The sequence below is a fragment of the Aliivibrio sifiae genome, assembly GCF_002954705.1.
GTDB lineage: Bacteria > Pseudomonadota > Gammaproteobacteria > Enterobacterales > Vibrionaceae > Aliivibrio > Aliivibrio sifiae_A.
This window is the reverse complement of sequence record NZ_MSCO01000001.1, coordinates 2227542-2246943: the sequence shown is the minus strand read 5'-3', so window position 1 is coordinate 2246943 and position 19402 is coordinate 2227542. Positions and strand designations below refer to the sequence as shown.

Genomic DNA, 19402 nt, shown 5'->3' with positions numbered 1-19402 from the left:
CTTGATGGCTTGCCCTTACTATAGAGAATAACGTCAAATGGCTTATCAAAGTGAACAACAATTAGAAGACAAGTTAATTGTCCAATTGAGTACGCAAGGGTTTGAGGTGGTAACATTAGCTGATAATACCGCCCTTGAAGCTAACTTAAAAACGCAGCTTGAAAAGGTTAATAATTGCACTTTATCAGAGCGTGAGTTTACTCAAGTGTTAGGCAAGTTAGAGAAGGGGAATATCTTCACTAAAGCCAAAACACTGCGTGACCAATTAGATATCACGTTAGATAATGGTGATAGCCGTCATTTGACGTTACTCTTTGAAAATATCGATCCATCAGCACAAAAGAATGTTTACCAAGTAGCACAACAAATTACAGTTAAAGGTATCTACACTAATCGCTATGATGTGACTATTTTAGTGAATGGCTTGCCGTTAGTTCAAATCGAACTAAAGCGTCGTGGTATTGAACTTAAAGAAGCTTTTAACCAAGTAAAGCGTTATCAAAAACATTCTTATCATTCTAACCATGGTTTATTTAATTTCATTCAGTTGTTCGTTATCTCTAATGGAGTTAATACTCAGTACTTCGCTAATAACAGTGATATGTCAGCCAAACAAACCTTTGATTGGACAGACGTAACCAATAAACGTATTAGTCAGTTGTTTGATTTCAGTAAGGTGTTTTTACAGCCTGATCATTTAACCGCAATGTTAAGCAAATACATTGTGCTGAATGAAACTGAAAAATGCCTAATGGTATTGCGCCCTTATCAGTTCTATGCAGTAGAGGCGATAGTCAACCAAGTTAACAACACCACTAAGAATGGGTATATCTGGCATACCACAGGTTCAGGGAAGACCTTAACCTCATTCAAAGCCGCGCAAATCATGACAACACTTTCCAGAGTAGATAAAGTTGTGTTTGTGGTGGACAGAAAAGATTTAGATTATCAAACCGCTTTAGAATTTAATGCCTTTTCTAAAGGGTGTGTAGACAGTACTGAAAACACCAATATGCTGTTTCATCAGTTCATTGATAAGCCACTTAAAGGCAAAAAAATTAATGAGTACCGCAATTCAAAATTAATCGTCACTACACTGCAAAAGCTCAACAGTGTGATATCTAAGTCTCGTTATTTAAAAGAGATGGAGTCATTAAAAGATAAGCGCATTGTATTTATTTTTGATGAATGTCACCGCAGTCAATTTGGTGATACCCATAAGAGTTTGATTGAGTTCTTCAAAGGTGCTCAATTATTTGGTTTTACTGGTACGCCTATCTTTGCTGAAAATGCAGTAGCTAAGAACTCAGTTAAGAAAACCACTAAAGACTTATTTGATGAGCGTCTACATGCTTATGTGATTGTTGATGCTATCCGTGACCAAAACGTATTGAAGTTTGCGATTGAATACGTTGGTCGCTATCAATATAAAACAGGCTCTAAAAATACCTTAGATATTGATGTGGAAGACATTGATACCAAAGAGTTGTTATCGTCACCAGAGCGTCTAGATAAGATAACCGATTACATCATTGCCAATCATAATCGCAAGACTCACAGCCGCGCTTACAACGCCATGTTGTGTGTATCGGGTATCCCTGAGCTAATTCAGTACTATGAATTGTTTGCTAAGAAAAAAGCAGAAGGTAAACATACACTAAAAATAGCGACGATTTTTAGTTATGAGGCCAACGAAGAAGAAGAGTATGAATTAGGTGGCTCTGATGCAGTAGAAATTAAAGAAGCCGCAGCGAAGTACTTAAATAATACGGATGCAGTAAAACTACACAGTCGGGATAAGCTAGAAGCATTCATGGCGGATTATAATGCGATGTTTGGCTCAAGCTATACCACCAAGGATTATCAGTCGTTCGATAAGTATTACAAAAATTTGTCTCAACGAGTGAAAGATAAAGAGATTGATATTCTTCTTGTGGTGAATATGTTTTTAACAGGCTTTGATGCGAAGTGCCTTAATACACTTTATGTCGATAAGAACCTCAAACATCATGGATTAATTCAAGCGTTCTCACGGCCTAATCGTTTGCTAGATGAGAAGAAATCCCACGGTAACATCGTGTGCTTCCGTAACCTGAAAAAAGCCGCTGATGAGGCATTTACGCTGTTCTCTAATAAGCAACCTAAAGAGGTGATAGAGACACCAGCCTACAATGAGCTATTAGCTGATTTTGATAAAGCGTATGGGGCATTAATGGTAATAACCCCAACCCCTGATTCGGTGGATGATTTACCTGATGAAGATGCACAAAAGCTGTTTGTGCTTCAATTTCGTAAACTGATGCAGCTTAAAAACATGCTGAGTAACTTTGCTGATTTTGATATAGCCTCAACAGGGATGGATGAGCAAGAGTTCCAAGATTTCACCAGTAAGTACGCTGATTTAAGCCGTCAAATCCGTGAAGGCTCAACCAAAGAAAAAGTCTCTATTTTAGATGATGTGGATTTTGAGTTAGAACTACTGCACCGTGATGAAATCAATGTGGCTTATATTCTTCATCTATTGCGTGAATTGCATGGTGAAGACAGTGAAGAAGCTAAAGTGAAAAAACGTCAAGTCATTGCTAATTTAGTGAGTACCGACCCAACGTTATTAAGTAAGAAAGAACTGATTGAACGATTCATGAATGAGCACCTTGATGGCATACCAGCTCAAGTGAACGTCGAAGAAGAGTTTGAGTTCTTTTGGGAAAAAGAAAAGCGTCTCGCCCTAGAGAAAATGGCAATAGAAGAAAAGCTTAATCAAGGTAAGTTAGAGAGCTTAGTTAGTCGGTATGAAACGAGTGAAGTTATGCCATTGCGTGATGATTTTGTAGCAACGCTTGAGAGTAAGCCAACCATACTGCAACGTAAAAAGATTGTAGGGCGTTTAACTGAGAAGTTTAAAGGTTTTGTCGATACATTTATTGGTGGGTTTTAGGAACTATGAAATTTGTTACTACTTGCTAAGTTTAAAAATCTGATAAACTTAATATAAATAAATGATTGAAGATAGTGTATGACTGATAATTTAGATAAAAAGAGCATTGAGTTTGAGGGGCAAGATACACTTGAGCTTACTGATATGCCTAACCATGTAAATATGGACACGCAGATACGAACATCCAAAGAGTCAATGCCTATCTTTGATTTGATACATAAGATACAGAGAAAAAGAATCATATCACAACCTGATTTTCAGGGTTTTTTTATTTGGAGTGATAATGATTGCTCTGAATTTATTGAATCAATTGTACTTAGTATTCCTATACCAATAATATATTTATTTGAAAATGAAGAGGGTCAACGACAAGTTATTGATGGGCTAAATCGTATTACAGCTATTGAAAGATATTATTCGGGTTCTATGACTCTAAAAGGTTTAACGTTATTTCCTGAATTAAATGGTATGACATTTAATGATATGCCTAGACATCTGCAAGCAAAATTCGAAGATTACATTTTAAATGTATATATTATTCAACCGCCTACACCTGAAATTGTTAAGTTTATTATATTTGAGAGAATAAATAGAGGTGGCCATCAACGAAATAAGCAGGAGCTAAGGCATGCTTTATATCAAGGTAAGGTTACGGGGTTATTAGAATACTTAGTGAACACAAAAGAATTTAAATTAGCAACGGGTGGTGGAGTCAACCCTATAAGAATGAAAGACCGCTATTTGGTGCTGAGGTTTATTGGTTTTTATCTTTTGAAGATGGGTAAATTAAATGATATCGAATATCACTCAGATATAGATGCTTTCTTAGCATTGATCATGCGCTTTATTAATAGTAAGGCTTCAGATGATTTGTTAGAAGAGATTAAAGGTATATTTATATCTTCAATGAAGTGCATATATGAAATATTTGAGGGGAATGCATTTAGATTTAACCCTAAAAATACGGGTAATCTTAGACCTGTAAATATGGGGCTTTTTGAAATGCTGACCTTTGCATTTTCTATAATAAATAAATTAAATATTGATTTTGATTGTGCAATTAAAATCACCAATGATTATAAAGAACGGATTGATGGTGAAAATATATTTACTGGAAGTATAGATTCAAAAAATTCAGTAGATTTACGTTTTCATATTGCATTTGAAATAGCTAAAAAGGTTGATTTATGTTGAAAGTAATTGATATTGACGGTTTTAAAAGTATAGAAAAAGAGAGTCTAAAAATATGCTCATTAACAATATTAACGGGAGTTAACTCTTCTGGTAAGTCAACGGTGATTCAAGCATTATTATTATTATTTCGATTTTCTATAATGCCGAATAGATATTCGTTGGAAGATGTGACAAGATCGTACTCAAATGTTAGAGAGGTTAGAAACCGTTTTAATAATACAGATAATATTAATATAACATTACCTATAAGTAATAATGAAAATATTAAAGAGTTAGGTTTGTCTGTATCAGAAGAAGATAAAGGTATTTTTAGATTTAGAGGGAAAGTTACTCCGACAGAAAAAATGTTACATAGAATCGCAAGTGGTGACTTTGATATGTCAACACCTCCAGAATGTTATCTTTATGAAAAACAAGAAGAAAATAAAGTAAATGAATTATTTTATTTGAGTGCTAACCGTATTGGCCCCCAAGATATAGCTCCTGTTAGTAGTATGAAAGTTGGACCTAATGCTGAATATTTATTTGGGTATTTTGATGAAATAAAAGTTAGATCACTTGTTGATGAATTAGTTTATTTTACGGAAACGAATGGTTCTAAAACAATTAGTTATCAGGTTGGTAAATGGTTAAGTAAAATAACAAATACTGTATCAGAATTAAAAACAGAGAGAATAAATTCGTCGCAAGTAAAAGTTACATTTGATACTGATGGATTAGAAGGCATTACGGCATCAAATTTAGGTGCAGGAATGAGTTATGTTGCTAAAATTATAATTCTTTGCTTAACTGCAAAAAAAGATGACTTAATTATTATTGAAAACCCTGAAATACATTTACATCCAAAGGCTCAAGCTCAATTAGGTATATTCTTTAGTTTTATTGCAAAGAATGGTATTCAGCTTATTGTCGAAACACATAGTGAGCATTTAATAAATAAAATTGCTTATCAAGTCTATGATGACTGTATATCGGACGGGGAAGTTGTAATCCATTATAAAAGTAATTTAAGAGAAAAATTTCAAACGTTAATGATTGATGAAAACGGTGATTTTAATAACGAAAATAATAAAATTGTAAGCTTTCCAGAAGGTTTCTTCGATGCAACGTTATCTGAACTGATGGAAATGAGGTAACTATGTCAGGAAGAATGGTACTTACGTCATCATTGCTTATTTTATATGAAATGCCAGCGTCTAATCCTAAGAAATATAAAAGATTAATGAAACGGATATCTTTGCCCTATAAAACAAACAAAAAACAATGGGTAGAAGCCAAAACATTAGGTTTGAATGTTGTAGACTATCAACGAGTATTGTCACAATTAGCTAATTTATCAGATAAAGACGATGATCTAGAAAGATTAGCATCTAAAACTATTCTGAAAATTATATTAACGGAAGAATCTAATCCAAGTCTTCCTTATGTTAATTTTAAAACAGGAATGATAAAAAATGAATTAATTATAAACTTATTAGCAACTGATGACCGTACAAATTTAATTGGTTATTTACAAATGCTATGTTCTACAGCAAATACAGTAACTATTTGTGATAATTATTTTGCAAATAACTGGGATAATACACAACGATTGTTTACTATGATTTTGCCTAGGCATAAGTTGAAAATTAAATATGTTGAAACACCAGAGAATATCATAGGTGAAAAAAACAGTTCAAAAATAACTCAAACATTTGTTTCTGGAATTTATAATGATTGGACTGTTGAACAATGTGAGTTATATAAAGGAAGCCATGATAGGTATCTCAAAATTGAGTCTCCGGAAGGAACTGTTGAGCTTATGATCTCTAGTGGGTTCGATCATATTTGGAAAAATAATCCTAAAGAAATAACATGTGTTTGCCGAGTTATTGAATAAATTTTTAATAAGATAAAGCTCAAGCGAGCTTTATCTTATCTATTTTAGGCTATAATTTTAAAATTTTTTCTCCCAGATATAGAGAGGCTACCTAGCGCTGCTTCCTCAATATGTCCACTCCACCACTTCATCATCGGTATTCTTCGCTCAAGATAATCAGTACGGTTATAAGCCGCACGTACTTGACTGTCATCTACGTGAGCAAGAGCTGCTTCAATTAGGTCTGATTCAAAGCCTTGTTCATTTAATGTAGTACTGGCTACTGAGCGTAATCCATGACTTACTAATCTACCAGTAAATCCCATGCGTTTTAATGCCATATTAGCAGTTTGGCTATTTGATGATTTTAATGGTGCTCTATCTGAAGGGAATACAAACTCTCTATGAGCACTAATAGGCTTCATTACTTCAAGTAAAGAAAGAGCTTGAGCAGTTAAAGGTATACGATGTTCTCTACGCTTTTTCATTCTCTCTGGTGGAATTGTCCAAATTCCTTTCTCTAAATCTATTTCTTCCCAACGTGTTCCAGCCGCTTCTGATGGTCGAGTCATAGTATGAAGTTGCCATTCAATTAAACAACGAGTAGTACGCTTAATTGAAGCATTAGCAATGGCTATCATAAGTTCTGGTAACTCATCAGGCTTAAGAGCTGCCATGTTTTCTTTTTTGGGTTTCTTAAAAGCAGCTTTAATCCCAGCAAGAGGGTTAGCATGAATAAGCCCACAGTTTACTGAATAGGTCATGATCTCATTTAGTCGTTGAGTCAGTCGTTTAACTGTTTCTAAACTTCCTTTCGCTTCAATTGGTCGAAGTAATTCAATAATCATTGGTGCTGTAATTTGAGATACAGGTGTACTTTTAAGTATAGGGAATATGTGTAGCTCTAAAGATCTCCATACGTCTTGAGCATAATCTACAGTGATGTCATCTTTTTTACGCTCAAACCATTCAGTAGCAACATTGAAAAAAGTATGTTCATGGATTATCTGATCTTGGTGTTTTTTCTCATCACGATGTTCTTTAGGATCTATCCCTTGAGCAACTAACTCTCTTGCTGACACTGTTAGCTTTCTGGCATTCGCAAGACTAAGTGAAGGGTAAGAACCTAGCCCCATATTCAATCGTTTTTTAGTTTGAGGATGAATGTAGTTGAAGTTCCATAGTTTAGAACCGTTAGTACGAATTCGTAATTGAAGACCTTCACCATCAGAGAGGACATAATCTTTCTCTCGTTCTTTTGCATTATCAATTTGTTTATTATTTAAGCGAGTTGTCTTTAATGCCATGGTCAATCCCTCAATTATGTATTCCACAGATCTCTATTATAGACTTGGAATACATAAAGGAATACATGAAATGATGGAAGTAACTGGATGTTATTGGACGCTAAAATGATGTAATACAACGTAAGTTATTGATTTTCTGTTTGTTTAGATACAAAAAAAGACGCCCTAGGACGTCTTTAAATGTGTATTTGGTGGAGCTGGGGGGATTTGAACCCCCGTCCGAGAACCGTTCACCGTTGGCGCTACATGTTTAGTCGATCTTTAATTTCACCGTAAAACTGCGAACCGACACGCTATCTTATGGCTAACCTGAATTATAATTCGAACTTCATCTCTCAGGTGGGAGAATCCATTCTAGTTCGTTTGGGTTTGATCCCCTGTTATTCCCCGTCTTACAAACGGAAGCTAGGGCAGGAGAGCTCTGAGCAGGTTATTAAGCTGCTAGTGCGTAGTTTTCGTCGTTTGCGACTATTTTTTTGCGGCTTTTTACGTGGCCAACCGCCCCACGACATGCTCCTCGGGTTTCAAAATTCCCGTCGAATCCTGAATCAGCCCCAAAGTTGTTACCAGATGATACTAACAGAAAAACAGCGTCTGTCTAGCTAGAATCCATCTAACTGGTTGAAATTAACGCAAACTACTCTTCATAATTCGTGCTTTATCTCTGTTCCAGTCTTTTTCTTTTGAATCTGTACGTTTATCGTGCAGTTTTTTACCTTTTGCTACGCCAACTTTTATTTTCGCCCAAGAGCGAACCCAGTACATTGTTGTAGCAACAAGCGTCATACCCTCACGGTTTACACGACCGATGAGATTATCAATTTCTTTACGGCTCATTAGTAATTTACGAATACGAGTTGGATTCGCTACAACATGAGTCGATGCAGCTTGTAGTGGTGTGATGTTCATACCACTAATGAAAATTTCGCCATCGCGAACGTAAACATAGCTTTCCGCGATATTAACTTTACCAGAACGAAGAGATTTAACTTCCCAGCCTTGGAGTTCAACCCCAGCTTCGATTTCATCTTCAATGAAATATTCGTGGCGAGCTTGCTTGTTCATAGCAATGGTATTACTGCCCGCTTTATCTTTAGATTTTTTCTTTGCCATAATGCCCACATTATACGTTATTAATTGAGAGTTGGGGAAGTAGTTTGGCTCTTAACATCAAGATGGTATGATGCTTACCTCTATAATGTAAAGGATAATTTATGCCACAGGTTAGCCGATCTGCATTAGTGCCGTTTAGCGCAAAGCAGATGTACGATTTAGTCAATGATGTTGCTTCATACCCTCGATTTTTACCAGGGTGCTCTGGCTCAAAGATTATCGAGCAAACAGAAGGGGCAATGGTTGCATCTGTTGATGTAGCTAAAGCTGGGATAAAGAAAACATTTACGACAAAGAATACGCTGGTTGATTCTCAAGTTATTGGTATGAATTTAGTCGATGGCCCTTTCAAATCTCTTACTGGTGGTTGGCACTTTATTGCGTTGGATGAAACGGCGTGTAAAGTAGAATTGAAGCTTGAGTTTGAATTTTCTAATGCTTTAGTAGCAATGGCGTTTGGTAAAGTATTTCAAGAACTAACCAATAATATGGTGAATTCATTTACTGAAAGAGCGAAGCAGGTTTATGTCAGTAATTAATGAGATGATTCACGTGGAAGTAGTGTACGCACTACCAACTGAGCAAGTGGTTTTTAAGCTTGCTGTAAAAGCGGAACAAACCGTAGAAGAGATCATTAGGCAATCTGGTGTATTAGAGCGTTATTCTGATATTGACCTCAAAGTGAATAAGGTAGGAGTGTTCAGTCGAAATATAAAACTGGATGCGACGATTAGAGATAAAGATCGTATTGAAATTTATCGTCCTTTATTGGCTGATCCAAAAGAAATTCGTCGAAAACGAGCAGAGCAAGCGAAAAAAGAAGCAAGAAAGAAATAGTTTAAATGGCTTTTTAAAGTGAATAAAAAAACCGGAGTTCGTTTAGGTACTCCGGTTTTTTGTATTTTACACGAATCTTTAAAAAGAAAATTAAATCTTTTCGTAGAAATTATCACTCATAGGAAATACACCGTCGAGACTGGTTAAATTTCCATTGTCATCAAAATGAACAATAAGATCTTTTTGAACTGAATCTTCATGACCATGAGTAAATAGATAAATATAGTACCAAGTATTTGGGTAGCCTGATTCAACAAGCATTGGAGAACCCATAACAAACTGTACCTGCTGTTTTGTCATTCCAAATCGCAGTTTATCGACGGCTTCCTGTTCGACGTAGTTACCTTGGGCAATATCGATTCGATACACCAATGGTTCTAATAGCGAGCAACCACCCAGAAGCCCAACAGCAAGGGGTAGAGCAATGATCCATTTTTTGAATTGCATAGTTCGTACAGCTTAGCCTTTAAAATAATGATTAGATGATAAACAAGCTGACCTAATAAGTAAAAAGGTTAAGCGTGTTCTGGTGTGTTTTGACACTAAATTTTGAATCTAGTTGCATTCTATGGTGGGTTTTAAAGGGAAATGGAGACAAAAAAACCAATATCATGAGTTCAATATTGGCTTTTTGAGGTTATATCAGTAGTAAATTGTTGTAATTAAGCGGCATTTAGTAACTCTTTTGCATTCGCTAATGTGTGGTCTGTAATTTGTGTACCACCTAGTAAACGAGCTAACTCTTCGATGCGCTCTTCTGTGCTTAATGCTCGTATTTGAGTTTCTGTTTTACCTGAGTTGGTGTGCTTAGCAACAAATAATTGGTTATGTCCGCAACCTGCAACCTGAGGCAGATGGGTAACACAAAGTACTTGGGTTGATTCACCAAGAGTTCGTAGCATTTTGCCAACGACTGCGGCGGTTGGCCCACTAATACCCACATCAACTTCATCAAAAATCAAACTTGGCGTATCGACTTTTTGAGCGGTGATTACTTGAATTGCTAATGAGATACGAGATAACTCACCACCAGAGGCTACTTTTGCGATAGGGTGCAAAGGTTGACCTGGGTTTGTTGAAACTTTAAAGCATAAGGTATCTATACCAAGCGGTGATATTTTAGTGACACCATCGCTTTCTATTTGGATATCAAATACCGCTTTTTCCATGCTTAACGTTTGCATACTTTCGGTGATTTTGTTGTTTAATTCTTTTGCATAACGTTGACGGCTCTTTGTGAGCTTATGGGCTGCTTCTAAAAAGTGCAGTTTTAGCTCTTCGACTTCTTGCTCTCGTTGCTCACGTTTTTCATCTGAGCAATCAAGACGATCGTATTCTGCTAATAATTGTTGATGGTGTTCATACAATTCTTCAGCAAGTACGTGATGTTTTTTAGCCATAGACATTACTCGGCTAAAACGCTCTTCAACAAATGCTATTTGCTCAGGATCGACATCGATACAATCTAAATAGTTTTTTAACTCATGAGTAGCTTCTTCAACTTGAATCATTGCTTCATTAAGCATTTCTGATAATGGTGCTAGTTGAGGATCTAATTGACCAAGTTGCTGGATATGATTGTTCGCATATTGCAGCAATTGAAGTGCATTTACTTCATCATTTTCATATAGAACAGATACTGCTTGTTGGCAGTAATCAACTAATTCACCAGAATTAGAAAGGCGTTTATGATCTTCTTCTAGCTGTACGAATTCTTCTTCGCCTAAAGCTAATTCGTTTAATTCTTTTATTTGATATTCAATTAATTGCTTTTGAGCTTCATTTTGTTGACTATTTTTAATGAACTGCTTAAGAGAGTTATCCGCTTGGCGCCATGCTTGATAGCGGCTACGAGTTTTATTTAGTAAAGAAACATGCCCCGCATACTGATCTAACATATTCAGTTGATAGTCAGGCTTCATTAATTCATGGTGAGCATGCTGTCCGTGAATATTGATCAGTAGATGACCTAGTGTTTTTAGTTGTGCTGCAGGAACAGGGCTACCATTGATAAAGCCGCGAGAACGGCCTTCTTTGGTGATTACGCGGCGTAAAATACACTCATTACCATCATAGAGTTCATTGTCTTCTAACCATCGTTTAGCATTTAGGTTATTTTCTAATGTGAAGAGTACGGTGATCTCTGCTTTCTCTTCTCCTTGGCGAACCATAGAAGCTTCGGCGCGATCGCCTAAACATAAACCAAGTGCATCAATAGCAATAGATTTACCTGCACCAGTCTCACCAGTAATAGTGGTCATGCCTTTGGTTAAATCAAGCTCTAATGATTTTACAATTGCGAAATGAGTAATTTTGATATGTGCCAACATAAGCCATTCTCTGTGAAATTTAAACACTAAAAACACTGTATAAAGAAACAGTATATACTGTTTCTTTATACAGTAAAGTTTAAATTAACTTTTTGTGAGTGGCTTATCTTTATCTGTATTTAGAGATTAGAAGAGTTTACTTGACCAACCAAGTTTATTTCTAAGTACATGATAGTAGCTATAATCTTTAGGGTGAATAAGCTTTAGCTTGCTTGGGCTTTGGAAAATATGAACTTCATCTCCAGGACTAACCGGTAAAGATACTTGTCCATCACAACTCACTTCTAATGAACTACGATTTTCTGGTGAGATGAATAATTTAATGTGACGCTTACCTTCAACAACCAATGGTCGGCTTGAAAGAGTATGCGGAAACATTGGGACTATTGAGATTGCATTTAGGTTTGGTGACAGAATGGGACCGCCACCAGAAAGAGAATAAGCGGTAGATCCTGTTGGCGTTGAGATGATTAAACCATCTGAACGTTGTGAGAAAGCAAAACTTTCATCAATATAGACCTCAAATTCTATCATATGAGCGACTTGACCGGGATGAAGAACGACCTCGTTAAAAGCGGTATTGTGACTTTTAACCTGACCATGACGATGAACTTCAGCTTCTAATAAAAAACGCTCTTCTTTGACGAATTCACCATTTAATACAGCCTGTAGTGGCTCTTCAAAATTATCAGGATCAAGGTCGGTTAGAAAGCCAAGATTGCCTCTATTAACACCAATGACAGAGATATCGAAACGGGATAGAACGCGAGCGGCACCTAGCATATTTCCATCACCACCGACAACAATAGCAAGGTCGGCTTGTTCGCCTAATTTTAATAGGTGATTAAAGTGTTCATCGGGAATATCAGGTAGGGCTTCACGTAAACGGCTATCGATCAATACAGGGTAATTTAATCCAGTAAGCCAATTGTAGAGAGCTAAATGTGTTTTTACTGCACTTGGGTCTCTTGGTTTACCAATGATTGCGATAACGTTAAAGGCTGTTTTCATATCCATCATCCGTCATGAAATGGGCAACAAATGTTACAATTAGTACTATTATGCTTGAATCGCTTTATTTAGTCCCCATAATAATGACAAAGTTTTAATTTGCTTATAGAGCGATGCCTTGGTTTGTATTAAGATCGCTTTATATAGCTAATCATTAGCATTCTGGAGAAGCAGTAATGAACAACGAAGAAAACAAAGTTAACGAAGAAGCAGTAGTAGAAGATCACATTGAAGCCGTTGGTACAGAGGCTGATGTTGAGTGGAATGAATCTGCAGAAGATAACCAAGAAGCAAAAATCGCGGAACTAGAAGCTGCATTACTTGCAAGCCAAGCACAGCTTAAAGACCAACAAGATGCGGTTTTACGAGCTAAAGCAGAAGAGCAAAATGTTCGTCGTCGTGCTGAAGGTGATATTGATAAAGCGCGTAAATATGCGTTGAAAAAGTTTGCTGGTGAACTGCTTCCTGTTATCGATAATCTAGAGCGTGCTCTTGAGAATGGCGATAAAGAAAATGAAGCGGCGAAAGCCTTGCTTGAAGGTGTTGAATTAACACTACAAACGTTTATTTCAACGGTTGAAAAGTTTGGTCTAACAGTGATTAATCCAGTTGGCGAAGCATTTAATCCTGAACTTCATCAAGCGATTGGTATGCAAGCAAGCCCTGACCATGAGTCAAATACGGTAATGATTGTGATGCAAAAAGGCTACTCATTAAATGAGCAAGTGCTGCGCCCAGCAATGGTAATGGTTGCTCAATAATTATTTTTTAATTAAATGATAAAAACAAAGCGATGTCAGCAGTGATGTCGCTTTTTTTGTTTTTATTTTTAGAATCACTCTTATAAATAAGGAATGGACTTCAAAGGTTTATCTATAAGTTGCATATTGCTATGACGTTAGCATTGTTTTCTATTATATTTTACTCATCATGGATGAAGAAATTTAGTTGGGTTAATGGAAATTAATATGAAAATATCATCACTGCTATGTAGTGTTCTTTGCTTATATACACCGTTGAGTTTTGCTGCGCATGTAGTCGCTTCTGATACATACAGCTCAATGGCTTTAGCAAATGATGCCAAGTTATATAATGCCCCAGAGACATCTGCTTGGGCTCATGGTGCGACGATTGTACAAGGCATACCGCGTGGAGATGCGGCACCGTCATATTGGGCTAATGAAATTATAGATAAAAGCATAACCACTTCAGATCCTTGGGGTGGAATGACTCAATGGTTTACTGTCTTTGAAGCTCAAAAAAATACAGCAAAAAATGTTCGAGTCGTTATTGGTGACGCCGATATGTGGTTGCTTCAATCGACTGATGGAACAATGAACCCACTGACTGCTGAATGGGTTAATGCGACGGAAAATAGAGCGTCAGTATCTTGGGCTGCTTATTATTCTCATAACATTATTAAATACATTGAAGATGTGCCGTATCGTCGTTCGAATGATGGGTTAAAAGAATATGCCTTACATCCAGATCATTATCCATTGCATGGCGGAACCAGTAAGGTTGCCATTGATGGTGAAAATGTTTTGGCAGCTTTTGTTCGAATGAAAGCGTGGTTGGTTCCAGATAAGCCACAAGGCAAGCAAGATGTTAGTCAGGCCAAAATATTAATTAGTACCGGTGCAGATTATTACCCAACGGTGAATACGTCGGTTTCTCATGGTGACTTATCTAATGCCAATTATTTACCGGGAGCTGGTGGTAGTCGTTTTCAATATTTAACAACTACACCGACGTGGTATTACATGGGAACTGTCGCTGATGAGGGGTTATTGATTGTTGATGACAATAGTCCATATGTTAAAGCTGGTGGTAAAACCTATTTAACTAAAGAAGAGTGGCAGCAAAACCCGCCGCCAATTGATTTTGATGTGATGAATTGTCAAGATTCTAACTAAGTCGATGTGGTCAAAGAGTATTCCGAACGACAAGCCTGACATGATTGTTAGGCTTTTTTTTGTGCAGATGAAAATAAAATTGAATTTTTTTTATTGTTTCCCTTGAATTGTGATTTAGCGCCCTTATTAATTAGTCATAGAATGAATTATGGGATTCAGTCCCAACCCTTATTCAAGTTGTTTTGGATAAGTTTAAATAGATAAATTGGAGAGAACCTGATGGGTAAGATCATTGGTATTGACTTAGGTACAACTAACTCTTGTGTTGCTGTTTTAGATGGCGACACGCCACGTATTTTAGAGAATGCAGAGGGTGAACGTACAACGGCATCGGTAATTGCATACACAGATGGCGAAACTCTTGTAGGTCAGCCAGCTAAACGTCAAGCGATTACTAACCCACAAAACACATTATTTGCGATTAAGCGTCTGATCGGTCGTCGTTTCGAAGACGAAGAAGTTCAACGTGATATCGAAATCATGCCTTACAAAATCGTTAAAGCTGACAACGGTGATGCTTGGGTTGAAGCGCAAGGCCAAAAAATGGCTGCTCCTCAAGTTTCTGCTGAAATTCTTAAGAAAATGAAGAAAACAGCTGAAGATTTCCTAGGCGAAGAAGTTACTGGCGCAGTAGTTACTGTTCCTGCTTACTTTAACGATGCTCAACGTCAAGCAACTAAAGATGCTGGTCGTATTGCTGGTCTTGATGTTAAACGTATCATCAATGAACCAACAGCAGCAGCACTAGCTTACGGTCTAGACAAAAAAGGCGGCGATCGCACTATCGCTGTATACGATCTTGGTGGTGGTACGTTCGATATCTCTATCATTGAAATCGACAACGTTGATGGCGAGCAAACTTTCGAAGTTCTGGCAACAAACGGCGATACTCACCTAGGTGGTGAAGATTTTGATAACCGTATGATCAACTTCCTAGTAGATGAGTTTAAGAAAGAGCAAGGCATCGACCTTAAAACTGATCCTCTAGCAATGCAACGTGTTAAAGAAGCAGCAGAAAAAGCGAAGATTGAATTATCTTCAGCTCAACAAACTGACGTAAACCTTCCTTACGTTACTGCTGATGCGACTGGTCCTAAGCACATGAACGTTAAAGTAACGCGTGCAAAACTAGAATCTCTAGTTGAAGACCTAGTAGTTCGTACTCTTGAACCACTAAAAGTTGCTCTAGCTGATGCTGATTTATCAGTAAGCGAAATCACTGACGTAATCCTAGTCGGTGGTCAAACACGTATGCCTATGGTTCAAGCTAAAGTTGCTGATTTCTTCGGCAAAGAAGCTCGCCGTGACGTAAACCCTGATGAAGCAGTAGCAATGGGTGCTGCAGTTCAAGGTGGCGTACTAGCTGGTGACGTTAAAGATGTACTTCTTCTAGATGTTACTCCTCTGTCTTTCGGTATCGAAACGATGGGCGGTGTAATGACTAAGCTAATCGAGAAGAACACAACGATCCCAACTAAAGCGGACCAAACGTTCTCAACTGCTGAAGATAACCAAAGTGCGGTAACAATCCACGTACTTCAAGGTGAGCGTAAGCAAGCAACATACAACAAATCTCTAGGTCAATTTAACCTAGAAGGTATCCAAGCAGCACCACGTGGCATGCCACAAATCGAAGTAACATTCGATCTAGATGCTGATGGTATCCTAAATGTATCTGCTAAAGACAAATCGACTGGTAAAGAGCAGAAGATCACAATCCAAGCTTCTGGTGGTCTAACAGACGAAGAAATCGAAGCAATGGTACAAGAAGCTGAAGCTAACAAAGACGCGGACAAAAAGTTCGAAGAGCTAGTAACAGCACGTAACCAAGCGGATCAAATGATCCACGGTACGAAGAAACAAATCGAAGAAGCAGGCGATGCACTTCCAGCTGACGAGAAAGAAAAAATCGAAGCAGCAATCAAAGCACTAGAAGACGTTAAGTCAGGCGATGATAAAGAAGCAATCGATGCGAAAACTCAAGAGCTAATGCAAGCAGCACAAAAGCTAATGGAAATCGCTCAACAGAAAGCTCAAGCACAACAAGGTGCTGAAGCGGGTGAGCAACCTAAGCAAGAAGATGATGTAGTAGACGCTGAGTTCGAAGAAGTAAAAGACAAGTAATTTCTTGTCGCTAGAAGGGGTAATTCCTGCGTCGAAAGTGCTCATTTGCGTTCGCAAACTCCGCGCTTCCTTCTTGGACTTAACACTTCTAGCTTAAAGAAATCATTGCCTTAGTCATTTAAGAGAAGAGCAAAAGCCTTATATCTTGAATGCTTCGAATGAAAAAATATATTGCGGGCGTTGGAGTTTTCTCTACCGCCCGCAAATTCGTAATTAATAGGTCAATCTAGATAATCATTCTCGAACCTTGAACCTGATTATCTAGATTGAACTCATACCGATGGTGTTGTAACCCGCGGTATCAAAGAATTGGTGACCAAAGCATGTCTAAACGTGATTTATATGAAGTATTAGGTGTAAGCCGCGATGCTTCAGAGCGTGATATTAAGAAAGCCTATAAACGTCTAGCGATGAAGTTCCACCCTGACCGTAATCAGGGCGATGAAACAGCGCCAGAAAAGTTTAAAGAAGTAAAAGTGGCGTATGAAATCTTAACGGATGCTCAAAAGCGTTCAGCTTATGATCAATACGGTCATGCAGCCTTTGAACAAGGTGGTATGGGCGGTGGCGGCGGCTTTGGCGGCGGTCAAGGTGACTTCGGCGATATCTTTGGTGATGTGTTCGGTGATATTTTTGGTGGCGGCCGTCGTGGCGGTGGTCAGCAACGTGCACAACGCGGTTCAGATTTACGTTACAACATGGAACTTACGCTAGAAGAAGCGGTTCGTGGTTGTGATAAAGAGATTGAAGTACCAACATTAGTGTCTTGTGACCCATGTGAAGGAACTGGTGCTAAGAAAGGTACATCTTCATCAACTTGTAGCACTTGTCATGGTCACGGCCAAGTTCAAATGCGTCAAGGTTTCTTTGCTGTACAACAGGCTTGTCCTACATGTCACGGTAAAGGTAAGATCATTAAAGACCCATGTAACTCTTGTCATGGTGAAGGTCGAGTTCAAAAGACAAAAACACTTAATGTTAAGATCCCATCTGGTGTTGATACTGGTGACCGTATTCGTCTATCTGGCGAAGGTGAAGCGGGAGAGCACGGCGCTCCAGCAGGCGATCTATATGTACAAGTTCACGTAAAAGAACACAACATCTTTGAGCGTGACGGTAACAACTTATACTGTGAAGTACCAGTAAGCTTTACGATGGCTGCTTTAGGTGGTGAAGTTGAAGTTCCTACTCTTGATGGTCGCGTAAGCTTGAAAGTACCTCTAGAAACTCAAACGGGCCGTATGTTCCGTATGCGTGGTAAGGGTGTTAAAGGCGTTCGTACGCACAGTGCTGGTGACTTAATCGTTAAACTGATTGTTGAAACTCCAGTTAAACTGACTAAGCGTCAAAAAGAATTGCTACAAGAATTCCAAGAATCTTTTGATGGCAAAGATGCGATGAAGCATAACCCTAAATCAGAAGGTTTCTTATCAGGCGTTAAGAACTTCTTTGATGATTTAACTAAATAAGTTAATTATTAAATAAAAATAGCCATCACATGTGATGGCTATTTTTTTATCTTTTTTATGAAGAAATTAAATCACTATTCTGGCTCTTAAGCCGACAATCCATGTGCTACTTTCATCTGAAAAAGCAGGATCTTTAATGTATTGAAGATCAGGCGTTATCTGGAAAAACTCATTTACCGCAATATGATAATAAATTTCTGATGTAATTTGGTCTGATTGATTAACACGAAATGCATCTGATAAGTCTTCATTTACCTCGCTCCAATTTACTGCAAACCCTAACGTGTTTTTGTCACTAAGTAAGCCAAAATAACCTACACCAGCAGTCAGGGATTTCTCATATAAAGCAACATCTCCGTCAGATATTCCTCCTCGTAAGAAAGGCATTATCATTGGTGTTGCAAAATAACTTGCGGAGAAGTTTACCCCTTGTCCACCTTCTTGTTTCGCAGAGTTACTGTGTCGAGTGTCTCCATCCAGATTCCAAAAAGTAACGTGTATATTATCGGTATAAATTTGCTCTTGAGATGACGTCCAACCAAGTTCAAATGAGCTAAACAGCCTATGATCATTAAATAAGGTATCAAAGCCTTCCATTGGTTCACTTGAATCCCCTTTGCCATCAGCAAGGCCTGCTACAACATAAAGGTTTTCATTTAGCATGTGTCCGGCAGCAATGCCTAATATCCCGTCATCAGGTAAACCAATGGCACCGCCTCCCGTGCTAAAAGCGAGGTTACTAAAACCAGTCCATGGGCTAGCTAGTGCATAAACATCAACATAATCAGTTGTATCTAAGAAACCGACCATGAATGACGTTTTCCCATCATTAAGTTTTTGTTTCCAATACAGGTTAGTGAGTCGAGTACCTTGGTCGCTGTATGCAGGCCCAATCATGCCCGCATAACCTACCCCATTGCCGATGAATGAAAACTCTTTTGGAGATAAATCACTGTATGCATGTCGGTGTTCTATTTTCCAAACGAACCCGCCAGTGTTATTAGAGTCGATACCAATAAGATCCCAAGAACCATAAAAACGAGCGACACCAGAGGAGGCATTGTTATCACCTCCTGATTGTGGATTATTCGCATGTAAAGCTAGAACTTGATAGTCCAAACCAAAAGTTAGGTTTTTCTGTTTGGCTAAATCATCTCGCCATGATTGTTTTTGGCGCTGATTTTCTTTGATGGTGTTATCAACAGTATCTGGACTTCCGAAATTAGTTTCTGCAAAAACGGAAGATGCACTGATTACACTTAGCAGACACAAACTATAGGGTGCATATATTTTCATAGACATTGT

General features: G+C 37.9%; 16 protein-coding genes and 1 other RNA gene. 10 read left to right on the top strand and 7 right to left on the bottom strand.

Annotation, left to right across the window (positions count from 1 at the left end):
- Positions 1 to 37 precede the first annotated feature (37 nt).
- The 4 genes from BTO22_RS10050 to BTO22_RS10035 all read left to right on the top strand — a co-directional run bounded on the left by BTO22_RS10050 (position 38) and on the right by BTO22_RS10035 (position 6011).
- Positions 38 to 2938: a type I restriction endonuclease subunit R gene (locus tag BTO22_RS10050; RefSeq protein ID WP_105055344.1), complete on the top strand. Its 2901-nt coding sequence runs from the start codon at positions 38 to 40 to the stop codon at positions 2936 to 2938.
- A gap of 78 nt (positions 2939 to 3016) precedes the next feature.
- On the top strand, positions 3017 to 4132 hold the full coding sequence (locus BTO22_RS10045; protein ID WP_105055343.1) for a DUF262 domain-containing protein: 1116 nt from the start codon (positions 3017 to 3019) through the stop codon (positions 4130 to 4132).
- Positions 4126 to 5268 carry an AAA family ATPase gene (locus tag BTO22_RS10040; protein ID WP_105055342.1) on the top strand — a complete coding sequence of 381 codons (1143 nt, stop codon included), beginning with the start codon at positions 4126 to 4128 and terminating at the stop codon, positions 5266 to 5268. The genes BTO22_RS10045 and BTO22_RS10040 overlap by 7 nt, the downstream gene beginning before the upstream one ends.
- Positions 5269 to 5270: 2 nt before the next feature.
- Positions 5271 to 6011, top strand: coding sequence for a hypothetical protein (locus tag BTO22_RS10035; RefSeq protein WP_105055341.1), 741 nt, complete (start codon positions 5271 to 5273; stop codon positions 6009 to 6011).
- A 44-nt stretch (positions 6012 to 6055) separates the two neighbouring features.
- On the opposite strand, the gene BTO22_RS10030 is transcribed toward BTO22_RS10035, so the two are convergent.
- From BTO22_RS10030 to smpB, 3 genes are all read right to left on the bottom strand, one after another.
- Positions 6056 to 7297, bottom strand: coding sequence for an integrase domain-containing protein (locus tag BTO22_RS10030; RefSeq protein ID WP_105055340.1), 1242 nt, complete (start codon positions 7295 to 7297; stop codon positions 6056 to 6058).
- 189 nt (positions 7298 to 7486) lie between these two features.
- Positions 7487 to 7853, bottom strand: a transfer-messenger RNA (tmRNA) gene (gene ssrA, locus BTO22_RS10025).
- Positions 7854 to 7924: 71 nt separating this feature from the next.
- Complete coding sequence (smpB, locus tag BTO22_RS10020) at positions 7925 to 8410, bottom strand: SsrA-binding protein SmpB (protein ID WP_060991708.1); 486 nt, start codon at positions 8408 to 8410, stop codon at positions 7925 to 7927.
- Between the two features lie 101 nt (positions 8411 to 8511).
- On the opposite strand from smpB, the gene BTO22_RS10015 reads away from it, so the two are divergent.
- Positions 8512 to 8949 (top strand): SRPBCC family protein, encoded by a 438-nt coding sequence (locus BTO22_RS10015; RefSeq protein WP_105055339.1) that lies wholly within the window; start codon positions 8512 to 8514, stop codon positions 8947 to 8949.
- The gene (locus BTO22_RS10010) at positions 8936 to 9247 is read left to right on the top strand and encodes an RnfH family protein (protein WP_105055338.1); all 312 of its coding nucleotides are present in this window, start codon (positions 8936 to 8938) and stop codon (positions 9245 to 9247) included. Before BTO22_RS10015 ends, BTO22_RS10010 begins: the two co-directional genes overlap by 14 nt.
- Before the next feature lie 90 nt (positions 9248 to 9337).
- Here the strand turns inward: BTO22_RS10010 and bamE are convergent, their stop codons facing one another.
- The 3 genes from bamE to nadK all read right to left on the bottom strand — a co-directional run bounded on the left by bamE (position 9338) and on the right by nadK (position 12588).
- Positions 9338 to 9694: an outer membrane protein assembly factor BamE gene (bamE, locus tag BTO22_RS10005; protein WP_105055337.1), complete on the bottom strand. Its 357-nt coding sequence runs from the start codon at positions 9692 to 9694 to the stop codon at positions 9338 to 9340.
- A gap of 215 nt (positions 9695 to 9909) precedes the next feature.
- Positions 9910 to 11577, bottom strand: coding sequence for a DNA repair protein RecN (recN, locus tag BTO22_RS10000; RefSeq protein WP_105055336.1), 1668 nt, complete (start codon positions 11575 to 11577; stop codon positions 9910 to 9912).
- Positions 11578 to 11703: 126 nt separating this feature from the next.
- Entirely contained in the window at positions 11704 to 12588 is an 885-nt protein-coding gene (gene nadK / locus BTO22_RS09995; protein ID WP_060991703.1) for an NAD(+) kinase, read from the bottom strand.
- 176 nt (positions 12589 to 12764) lie between these two features.
- On the opposite strand from nadK, the gene grpE reads away from it, so the two are divergent.
- From grpE to dnaJ, 4 genes are all read left to right on the top strand, one after another.
- Positions 12765 to 13349, top strand: a complete 585-nt coding sequence (gene grpE / locus BTO22_RS09990; RefSeq protein ID WP_105055334.1) for a nucleotide exchange factor GrpE — start codon at positions 12765 to 12767, stop codon at positions 13347 to 13349.
- 207 nt (positions 13350 to 13556) lie between these two features.
- Entirely contained in the window at positions 13557 to 14504 is a 948-nt protein-coding gene (locus tag BTO22_RS09985; RefSeq protein WP_181044590.1) for a hypothetical protein, read from the top strand.
- Positions 14505 to 14723: 219 nt separating this feature from the next.
- Complete coding sequence (dnaK, locus tag BTO22_RS09980; protein WP_060991700.1) at positions 14724 to 16628, top strand: molecular chaperone DnaK; 1905 nt, start codon at positions 14724 to 14726, stop codon at positions 16626 to 16628.
- A gap of 323 nt (positions 16629 to 16951) precedes the next feature.
- A complete protein-coding gene (gene dnaJ, locus BTO22_RS09975) occupies positions 16952 to 18097 on the top strand; it encodes a molecular chaperone DnaJ (protein ID WP_105055332.1) in 1146 nt (381 codons plus the stop codon).
- A gap of 66 nt (positions 18098 to 18163) precedes the next feature.
- Here the strand turns inward: dnaJ and BTO22_RS09970 are convergent, their stop codons facing one another.
- The gene (locus BTO22_RS09970) at positions 18164 to 19393 is read right to left on the bottom strand and encodes a carbohydrate porin (protein WP_105055589.1); all 1230 of its coding nucleotides are present in this window, start codon (positions 19391 to 19393) and stop codon (positions 18164 to 18166) included.
- Positions 19394 to 19402 lie beyond the last annotated feature (9 nt).

Bases quoted from the DNA above. Each gene is read 5' to 3' on its own strand.
- BTO22_RS10050 (WP_105055344.1), top strand. From the start codon at position 38: ATGGCTTATCAAAGTGAACAACAATTAGAAGACAAGTTAATTGTCCAA.
- BTO22_RS10045 (WP_105055343.1), top strand. From the start codon at position 3,017: ATGACTGATAATTTAGATAAAAAGAGCATTGAGTTTGAGGGGCAAGAT.
- BTO22_RS10040 (WP_105055342.1), top strand. From the start codon at position 4,126: ATGTTGAAAGTAATTGATATTGACGGTTTTAAAAGTATAGAAAAAGAG.
- BTO22_RS10035 (WP_105055341.1), top strand. From the start codon at position 5,271: ATGTCAGGAAGAATGGTACTTACGTCATCATTGCTTATTTTATATGAA.
- BTO22_RS10030 (WP_105055340.1), bottom strand. From the start codon at position 7,297: ATGGCATTAAAGACAACTCGCTTAAATAATAAACAAATTGATAATGCA.
- smpB (WP_060991708.1), bottom strand. From the start codon at position 8,410: ATGGCAAAGAAAAAATCTAAAGATAAAGCGGGCAGTAATACCATTGCT.
- BTO22_RS10015 (WP_105055339.1), top strand. From the start codon at position 8,512: ATGCCACAGGTTAGCCGATCTGCATTAGTGCCGTTTAGCGCAAAGCAG.
- BTO22_RS10010 (WP_105055338.1), top strand. From the start codon at position 8,936: ATGTCAGTAATTAATGAGATGATTCACGTGGAAGTAGTGTACGCACTA.
- bamE (WP_105055337.1), bottom strand. From the start codon at position 9,694: ATGCAATTCAAAAAATGGATCATTGCTCTACCCCTTGCTGTTGGGCTT.
- recN (WP_105055336.1), bottom strand. From the start codon at position 11,577: ATGTTGGCACATATCAAAATTACTCATTTCGCAATTGTAAAATCATTA.
- nadK (WP_060991703.1), bottom strand. From the start codon at position 12,588: ATGAAAACAGCCTTTAACGTTATCGCAATCATTGGTAAACCAAGAGAC.
- grpE (WP_105055334.1), top strand. From the start codon at position 12,765: ATGAACAACGAAGAAAACAAAGTTAACGAAGAAGCAGTAGTAGAAGAT.
- BTO22_RS09985 (WP_181044590.1), top strand. From the start codon at position 13,557: ATGAAAATATCATCACTGCTATGTAGTGTTCTTTGCTTATATACACCG.
- dnaK (WP_060991700.1), top strand. From the start codon at position 14,724: ATGGGTAAGATCATTGGTATTGACTTAGGTACAACTAACTCTTGTGTT.
- dnaJ (WP_105055332.1), top strand. From the start codon at position 16,952: ATGTCTAAACGTGATTTATATGAAGTATTAGGTGTAAGCCGCGATGCT.
- BTO22_RS09970 (WP_105055589.1), bottom strand. From the start codon at position 19,393: ATGAAAATATATGCACCCTATAGTTTGTGTCTGCTAAGTGTAATCAGT.